At 38.8% G+C, this 6,331-nt stretch carries 6 protein-coding genes; 3 read left to right on the top strand and 3 right to left on the bottom strand.

What is annotated here, in order from left to right:
• Positions 1-364 precede the first annotated feature (364 nt).
• Positions 365-685 carry an ATP-dependent Clp protease adapter ClpS gene (gene clpS, locus PVK70_RS11925; RefSeq protein WP_130044219.1) on the top strand — a complete coding sequence of 107 codons (321 nt, stop codon included), beginning with the start codon at positions 365-367 and terminating at the stop codon, positions 683-685.
• Between the two features lie 42 nt (positions 686-727).
• A complete protein-coding gene (gene clpA / locus PVK70_RS11930; RefSeq protein WP_130044220.1) occupies positions 728-2,980 on the top strand; it encodes an ATP-dependent Clp protease ATP-binding subunit ClpA in 2,253 nt (750 codons plus the stop codon).
• Positions 2,981-3,073: 93 nt separating this feature from the next.
• Here clpA and infA read toward each other — a convergent pair whose 3' ends face one another.
• The 3 genes from infA to aat form a co-directional block, all read right to left on the bottom strand.
• Positions 3,074-3,292: a translation initiation factor IF-1 gene (gene infA / locus PVK70_RS11935; protein ID WP_005420180.1), complete on the bottom strand. Its 219-nt coding sequence runs from the start codon at positions 3,290-3,292 to the stop codon at positions 3,074-3,076.
• Between the two features lie 89 nt (positions 3,293-3,381).
• Complete coding sequence (locus PVK70_RS11940; protein WP_130049177.1) at positions 3,382-4,074, bottom strand: arginyltransferase; 693 nt, start codon at positions 4,072-4,074, stop codon at positions 3,382-3,384.
• Between the two features lie 2 nt (positions 4,075-4,076).
• Positions 4,077-4,790, bottom strand: a complete 714-nt coding sequence (gene aat / locus PVK70_RS11945) for a leucyl/phenylalanyl-tRNA--protein transferase (RefSeq protein WP_130049176.1) — start codon at positions 4,788-4,790, stop codon at positions 4,077-4,079.
• 197 nt (positions 4,791-4,987) lie between these two features.
• Between aat and aroA the strand changes: the two genes are divergently transcribed.
• Positions 4,988-6,268 carry a 3-phosphoshikimate 1-carboxyvinyltransferase gene (gene aroA / locus PVK70_RS11950; RefSeq protein WP_130049175.1) on the top strand — a complete coding sequence of 427 codons (1,281 nt, stop codon included), beginning with the start codon at positions 4,988-4,990 and terminating at the stop codon, positions 6,266-6,268.
• Positions 6,269-6,331: the final 63 nt, after the last annotated feature.

Below are 6,331 nucleotides of genomic sequence, written 5' to 3' on the forward strand. Positions count from 1 at the left end.
AGCATAATATTTATCAATTAAGAATCTGCTTAATTGATAACCACTACAAGTACACTCTATTAAATCTAAAGAGGGAGTCAAGAACATTTTGTTTACTTTGTTAACATTTACGTTCAATATCATTTTTGCGATTAACATAATTATCAGTAATAACAATGTGATAAATTAAAGTGGTGTTAACTAAAAAAAGGCTCTATTCTTTAATTTGTTATCGATGATTTTCTATTCAATTAATAGGAAATTAAGTGATAAAGGCTCTAAATTGACATCTTTTGTTTGATGTAACTCTTCGTCTAGATTAGGCTCAATAGTAAGGGGATACCTTGACGTATCAGAAATGCTATTTAACTAATTAGTTGTCAACATGAGCAAATTATATGAATGGATTTCTCCTGATTCAGATGTACTAGAATTGGAGAAAACAGGATTAAAACCACCAGCAATGTATAAAGTGGTTTTAAATAATGATGATTACACTCCGATGGAGTTTGTTGTCGAAGTTTTAGATAAATTTTTTTCCATGGATTTGGAAAAAGCAACACAATTAATGTTAACCGTGCATTATGAAGGGAAAGCAGTATGTGGGATTTTTACTGCTGAAGTTGCTGAAACTAAAGTTGCGCAAGTCAATACGTATTCGCGTGATAATGAGCACCCACTACTGTGTACAATGGAGCAAGTATAAGCTTGTTCGTTACACCATCTTTTGGTGTTTTGGGAGGTTCCTATGCTAAATAAAGAATTAGAAGCGAGTTTAAACAGTGCGTTTGCTCGTGCACGAGAAAAACGTCATGAATTTATGACGGTAGAGCATTTATTACTGGCTCTATTAGAGAACCCATCAGCTCACGAAGCTCTTTTAGCGTGCCATGCAGATTTAAAAGCATTGGCAACTGAAATTGATGAATTCATAACACAAACAACACCTTTAATTCCTGCTGATGATGAAAGTCGAGAAACGCAACCAACATTAAGCTTTCAACGCGTTCTCCAACGTGCTGTTTTTCATGTTCAATCATCAGGCCGTAGTGAAGTTACGGGTGCTAATGTTCTGGTTGCTATTTTTAGTGAGCAAGAGTCACATGCCGCATACCTCCTTAAAAAGAACGACATTAGTCGATTAGATATTGTTAATTACATCTCTCATGGTGCTCCAGAGCATCGCGATGAAAATGCAGAATCAAATAATGTTGAAACGGCAGTAGAAGCAAGTTCAGAAGATAAATTAGAAAGTTTCGCAACGAACTTAAATCAAGTAGCGAAAAATGGGGGGATTGATCCTCTTATTGGACGTGATCAAGAGCTTGAACGTACAATTCAAGTGCTATGCCGTCGTCGTAAAAATAATCCATTACTTGTTGGTGAGGCGGGCGTTGGTAAAACGGCCATTGCTGAAGGTCTGGCGTGGCGCATTGTTGAAGGACAAGTTCCTGATGTAATTAAAGACTGCATTATTTATTCATTAGATATAGGTTCATTGCTTGCAGGAACTAAGTATCGTGGTGACTTTGAGAAACGCTTTAAAGCTATCTTAAAACAGCTTGAAAATGAAGAACATGCGGTATTATTCATTGATGAAATTCATACGATTATCGGTGCGGGTGCGGCGTCAGGCGGACAAGTGGATGCCGCTAACTTAATTAAGCCGCTATTAAGTAGTGGTAAGTTGCGTTGCATTGGCTCGACGACTTATCAAGAGCACAGCACTATTTTTGAAAAAGAGCGTGCATTGGCTCGTCGTTTCCAAAAAATTGATATTTTAGAACCATCATTAGATGACACAACGAAGATCCTTATTGGGCTGAAGAGCAAATATGAAGAACATCATGATGTTCGTTATACCAATAAAGCACTTCGTGCCGCTGTTGAGCTGTCAGCGAAATACATCAATGAACGTCATCTGCCAGACAAGGCGATTGATGTTATTGATGAGGCCGGAGCGCGTTGTCGTTTAACACCGGTTAGTCGTCGTAAGAAAACCATCAATGTTGCTGATATTGAGTCTATGGTTGCTAAGATGGCGCGTATTCCAGAGAAGTCGGTATCATCAAGCGATAAAGATGTTCTGAGAAAGCTGGATGATAAGCTTAAGATGTTGGTGTTTGGTCAAGATCAAGGCATCGATGCTTTATGTGAAGCGATTAAGCTAAGTCGAGCTGGTTTAGGTGCTGATAATAAACCTGTTGGTTCTTTCTTATTTGCAGGTCCTACAGGGGTTGGTAAAACAGAAGTGACGGTTCAGTTAGCTAAAGCGCTTGGTATTGAACTTCTTCGTTTTGATATGTCTGAATACGGTGAGCGTCATACAGTGAGTCGCTTAATTGGTGCTCCTCCTGGTTATGTTGGTTACGAACAAGGTGGCCTACTAACAGATGCGGTAATTAAACACCCACATTCTGTTGTATTGTTGGATGAGCTTGAAAAAGCACACCCAGATGTCTTTAACTTGTTACTTCAGGTGATGGATAACGGTACGTTAACAGATAACAACGGGCGTAAAGCGGATTTCCGAAATGTAATTTTCGTAATGACAACCAATGCAGGCGTTCAAGAAACGGTTAAGAAATCAATTGGTTTGATTCAACAAGATCATAGTACTGATGCGATGGCTGCGATTAAGAAAGTCTTTACGCCAGAGTTTAGAAACCGTTTAGATAATATTATTTGGTTTGAACACTTAAGCAAAGATGTGATTTCACTTGTTGTTGAAAAATTCATTGTCGAGCTTCAAGTACAGCTAGATGCTCGTGGTGTGTCAATGGAAGTATCAAAAGAAGCGAAAGCATGGTTAGCTGAGAAAGGATACGACAAGGCCATGGGCGCACGTCCAATGGCTAGAGTTATCCAGGAAAACTTGAAAAAACCAATGGCAAATGAGCTGTTATTTGGTGAATTAGTAGATGGTGGTACGGTTCGCGTTAAATTAAATAAAGGTGAATTAGCATTTGAATTTACCAGCGAAGCAGAAGCTGTGCATTAATTGATATCTAGATAATAAAAAACCCAGTCATTGACTGGGTTTTTTTATATTATTTTAAAGCAGACTGAAAATTAATCTGCTAAAAATGACAAATTAACGAGCACGGAAGACGATACGGCCTTTAGATAAATCGTAAGGAGTCATTTCAACTGTTACTTTGTCACCAGTAAGAATACGAATGTAGTTTTTACGCATTTTACCTGAGATGTGAGCTGTAACAACGTGACCGTTTTCTAATTCTACGCGAAACATTGTGTTTGGCAGAGTATCTAGAACCGTGCCTTGTAGTTCAATTGCGTCTTCTTTTGCCATTGAATCCTCTTTATATAGATAGCTTTGGCTGATTTTTAAGCGGCTAATAATGCCCTTAAAAATGATGTATGTAAAGTTTGGTGGGCATTTTACCCTTGCCAGACCATATTTACTAGCTTTTGGTTAGGTTTATATCGATCTTTATATTTCATCGCTGGGCAATCGTCTATTTGATAACCAGGATAAAGCCAGTTCTTATTGAGCTCAATGCATAATTTTAACTGAATGAGTATAGATACGGTTCCAAGAGAAAGCGGGTGTAGAGGCTCAAAGAAGGTATACATAGCACTGATAGAGTCGCTAAGAATGTCTGTGACAGCAATAGCAATTAGCGTGTCATTTTCATAAATATGAAGAAAGTGGTTTGGTAACCACTCGGCATGAGAAAATTCAAAGAATTGGTCTTTGTTTGCTGGGAACATACTGCCAGTTTGGTGACGAGTACTGATGTATCTGTCATATAGCTCGAACCATTCTTCATCCATCTCATTTTTTAACTTATAAGTGAATGACGATATTTTATTTAATATACGCTTTTGACTTTTGCTAGGCGCAAATTCCTTAGCATTGATGCGTAGAGGTTGGCAAGCGTTACAGGCATTACACATTGGCTTATAAATCGTGCCTCCACTACGTCTAAATCCTAAACGAATAAGCGTCTGATAACCAAGAGGCGAATGCAGTTCTTGCTCCATTGCTACACCTAATCGTTCTTGTTGCCCCGGAAGGTAGCTGCAAGTGCCTTCCGGAGTAAGTCCGACTTGAAGAGAAAATTTACTCATGGCTACGGTTTATTCCCTATTGATTGTGGTGCATAACAGCTTGGTGCGACTAATTTGTCGGTAAGCTCTTCTAGTTTCATTTTAAATTCAGAGCGATTCATTTCAGTAGCGCCTAAACTTTCGAGGTGAGGGTTCATCATTTGGCAGTCAATGAGCTCACCACCGGCTGCGGAAAAATGTTCACAAAATTTCCATAGTGCTATTTTTGAAGCATTCGTCTTTAATGAGAACATAGATTCGCCACAAAATACCTGGCCAATCTGAAGTCCGTATAATCCCCCAATTAGTGTTTCATTTTCCCATACTTCAACAGAGTGACAATAACCTAATGCTGCTAGTTGTTTATACGCAAAGATCATTTCAGGCATTATCCAAGTTTCTTCGGGGCTTCTTGTTGATGCACATAATTCAATGATCTGTTCAGTTACTGTATTTATGGTGATGCGATAGTTGGATTTACGAAAATACTTTTTAAGACTCTTAGATGGCGAGAATTGACGAGGTAAAAAGACACCTCGAATCGAAGGACTCCACCATAAAATAGGGTCGCCTTCGCTATACCAAGGGAAAATACCGTGTTGGTAAGCATTGATAAGACGATTAGCAGATAAATCGCCTCCCATTGCAAGTAATCCATCAGGTTCGGTTAATGCACTTTCTATTGAAGGAAAAGCGCTGTGCATATCTGAATCAAGTTGTTGTAAATATATAGTCATAAATAAAAGAAATAAGTATTCATTATTTTTAAGTAAAGAGACGACATTGCCTCTGGTACAACGCTTTGGTTTTCGTTACTCTGAAGGAATGAAGAATAACAAAAAATAACAATGAAAGCTGAAACAGCTATGTCATCATGAGGTGAAATACCGAGCATAGCGTTATTATTTATTTGTATAGGAATTTTTACATAAACATGGAAAGCTTAACTCTTCAACCAATTTCAAAAATTGATGGTCAAATAAACCTACCTGGCTCAAAAAGTGTGTCCAATCGTGCATTGTTACTGGCGGCGTTGGCATCTGGAAAAACAAAACTAACCAACCTGCTTGATAGTGATGATATTCGTCATATGCTTAATGCGCTAAAAGCACTTGGTGTTGAATATACATTATCCGAAGATAAAACAGTGTGTGAAGTAACAGGCTTAGGTCGTGCTTTTGAACCCAATGAGGCATTAGAATTGTTTCTTGGTAATGCAGGAACGGCAATGCGCCCATTAGCGGCAGCGTTATGCTTAGGTAAGGGTGAGTTTGTCCTTACTGGTGAGCCTCGTATGAAAGAACGTCCAATTGGGCATCTTGTCACTGCATTAAAAGCCGCAGGCGCAGATGTTGAATATTTAGAAAATGAAAACTATCCACCGCTAAAAATAAAAGGCACAGGCCTTAGCGGAGGAACGGTTGATATTGATGGTTCAATCTCAAGCCAATTTCTAACTGCTTTTTTAATGGCTGCACCACTATCAACACAAGAGACGACAATTAATATTATTGGTGACTTGGTTTCAAAACCTTATATAGACATCACTTTGGATATAATGGCGACGTTTGGTGTTGAGATTGAAAATCAAAATTATAAAACGTTTGTTGTGCCTGCGAATCAAACGTATGTTGCACCCGGTGACTTTCTTGTTGAAGGTGATGCATCATCAGCGTCTTATTTCTTAGCGGCAGCAGCCATTAAAGGTGGTTCAGTTAAAGTCACGGGAATTGGCAAAAAAAGCATTCAAGGCGATGTTCAGTTTGCTGATGCGTTAGCGGCTATGGGTGCTGACATTGAATGGGGTGATGATTATGTTATTGCTCGTAAAGGTGAGCTAAAAGCCGTGGATATGGATTTTAATCATATTCCTGATGCTGCGATGACAATAGCGACTACAGCGTTATTCGCAGAGGGCACGACCTCTATTCGCAATGTATATAACTGGCGTGTAAAAGAAACAGATCGCTTAGCGGCGATGGCGACAGAATTAAGAAAAGTGGGTGCAGAAGTCGAAGAAGGTGAAGATTACATTACGATAACGCCACCGACATCATTAAAGCATGCAGCGATTGATACTTATGACGATCACCGTATGGCGATGTGTTTTTCGCTTGTGGCATTAAGTGATACACCAGTCACTATTAACGATCCGGGCTGCACATCAAAAACATTTCCAGACTATTTTGAAAAATTAAAAGAACTGAGTGTCTAATTAATTATCAATAAACAAGCTTAAGATTTGTTGATACTAGCCCTGTGTAAAAAAACACAGGGC

Source organism: Aliivibrio sp. A6, assembly GCF_028765505.1.
Taxonomy (GTDB): domain Bacteria; phylum Pseudomonadota; class Gammaproteobacteria; order Enterobacterales; family Vibrionaceae; genus Aliivibrio; species Aliivibrio finisterrensis_A.